The organism is Mycobacterium scrofulaceum (genome assembly GCF_002086735.1).
Taxonomy (GTDB): domain Bacteria; phylum Actinomycetota; class Actinomycetes; order Mycobacteriales; family Mycobacteriaceae; genus Mycobacterium; species Mycobacterium scrofulaceum.
This window is the reverse complement of sequence record NZ_MVIJ01000130.1, coordinates 1-2,166: the sequence shown is the minus strand read 5'-3', so window position 1 is coordinate 2,166 and position 2,166 is coordinate 1. Positions and strand designations below refer to the sequence as shown.

Here is a 2,166-nt window from a genome sequence, read left to right as displayed (position 1 = left end):
GGTGTAGGGGTCGGACCGGGGCGCGGTGTCGGCATTTCTACCGATCCGTTTCCCCGGCCCGCCCTCCGAACCCGCCGAGCGAATTTCTCCGCAACGGGCTCTCCACGGATTCAGGCCACTGGTGCAGTGATGTCCGTCGGCCTCGCTGTCCAAGGGGTGATGATTTTCGTGCCCCGGTAGCGGTATCGGGTGACCTCTACCTTCTGCGGCCGAAACATCGCCGTCTTGCCTTCGCGGATTTGCCAATTGGGCAGGAACCGTCGATGGAAGACGCCCCACGCCAGCCCGTGGTGCCGTTTGCGCATCCAAGTCACCACCCGCCACCATGTGAAGTGGTCGAGGTAGTCGAAGGTGCGTTTGGACACCCCGTGCTGGAAGTAATTGCACCATCCCCGCAGGACGGGGTTGAGTTGGCGCAGCAGATCAGCGAGCGTTCGATGTTTGTGTCGCCGCGTCAGATTCCTGACTTTGTCGGTGATGGACATAAGTGCCTTCTTCGACGGCCAGGTGTAGACGTAGTGCTTGGTCGTGCCCCTTTTGATCTGCCGTTGGATGCGGAAGCCGAGGAACTCGAACCCCTCGTCGACGTGGCAGATCCTGCTCTTCTCGACCGACAGGCGCAGGCCCATCGGCGCGAGCACTGCTGCGATCTCGTCCCAAAGCGCTTCGGCATCAGCGCGAGTGCCGTGGACCATGACACAGAAATCGTCTGCGTAGCGGACGATTTTCATGGTCGGAACTCCGGCGCGTCGATGCTTGGCACGTGTCCATTCCGGGCCGAGCGCCTTCCACTTCGCGGCGAAGTGCTCGTCGAGAACGGACAGGGCGACATTGCTGAGCAGTGGTGAGAGGATTCCGCCTTGCGGAGTGCCGGTGATGGTGTCCCGGTAGCCGAGATCTTTCGAGAGAATCCCGGCTTTGAGGAACGACTTCACCAGGGCCAGAACGCGTTTGTCCCCGACACGTCGCCGCACCCGGCCCATAAGGGCCGAATGCGAGATTTCATCGAAGCACGCCGTGATGTCTCCCTCGAAAACCCAGTGATAGGCCCGTGAGCCGCTGGCGAGGTGATGGATCTCAGCGATGGCGTCCTGGGCTCGCCTGCCCGGCCGGAACCCATATGCGCACGGATGAAAGTCCGCCTCGAAAATGGGCTCCAGCACCAGCTTCAGCGAAGCTTGCACGACCCGGTCGGCGACGGTCGCGATACCCAGGCGGCGGAGCTTGCCGTTCGCCTTCGGGATCATCACCTCCCGCACCGGATCCGGCCGGAATATCCGCTCCTTGAGTTCCTCGCGGAGCCGCTGAAGCAGTCCGACCGCCTCTGCCGCACCGACAGACCGCGGTGCGGTCCCATCGGCACCGGCTGAGCGCGCACCCTTGTTCGTCCGCACCCGCTCCCACGCGAGGGTGAGGAATGCGGGGTCATAAACGAGGTTGTACAAATCATCGAAACAGCGGTCGCTTTCATCAACCGCCCAATGGTGCAGTTTGCGTTGCATCCTGCGTACCCGCAGCTCGGCCGTGTCCGGGTCGGGCCACAAAGCACTCGTATTCACAAGTGACCTCCACAGTCTGCGTACTCGCCGCGAACCCGCTGGAGCCCTTTGCCATGCGACCGGCTTTCCCGGCCTCGGACTACTACGGCTCCTCCGCCCCACCACACCGGCATCAGCCGACGACTGCCTACCCCTCCAGCCCGGCTGGCTGCCGGATCTGACCGGGGACCGGCGCGGTGGTTCCCGTGTTCACTGTCAACCGTTTGACGGGTGAGGTGTCCAGCTATGCCCCTGCGACCTCGTCACGGCTACGCCGCAGTCCTTCACCGTGACCTCCCGAACCGGCGACATCAACCGGCCCACGAGTTCCCCGCCCTCAGGGCGGGTGCGCGTCGCTGCCCAGCCCGCATCCGCCAGGTTGGAGCTGGTGGTCTTCTCTTAAGAGGCGTTCAGCCGCTGGTTCCTCGCGTACACCTTCCCGTCTCGCTAGCCGGACCCGACCCGTCTGGCAGTACCAGGCCGTCCCGGCGTTGTCGGGGCTGCTTCCCACCCTCACCAAAGTCTCTTTAGATCAGGCTGCCCCCAGCTTCTACCGGGCCACTGCGATGGCTCGGCGACGGTGGTCTCTCACCTCCGTTCGGTTGAACAGCGCCTCACGGCGCTCGAT

At 63.8% G+C, this 2,166-nt stretch carries 1 protein-coding gene; it reads right to left on the bottom strand.

Annotation, left to right across the window (positions count from 1 at the left end; all coding sequences use genetic code 11):
- Positions 1 to 110 precede the first annotated feature (110 nt).
- Positions 111 to 1,502, bottom strand: a complete 1,392-nt coding sequence (gene ltrA / locus BST44_RS29055; RefSeq protein WP_224112898.1) for a group II intron reverse transcriptase/maturase — start codon at positions 1,500 to 1,502, stop codon at positions 111 to 113.
- Positions 1,503 to 2,166: the final 664 nt, after the last annotated feature.

Excerpts from the sequence above, each read along its gene's own strand:
- ltrA (WP_224112898.1), bottom strand. The coding sequence starts at position 1,502 with ATGCAACGCAAACTGCACCATTGGGCGGTTGATGAAAGCGACCGCTGT.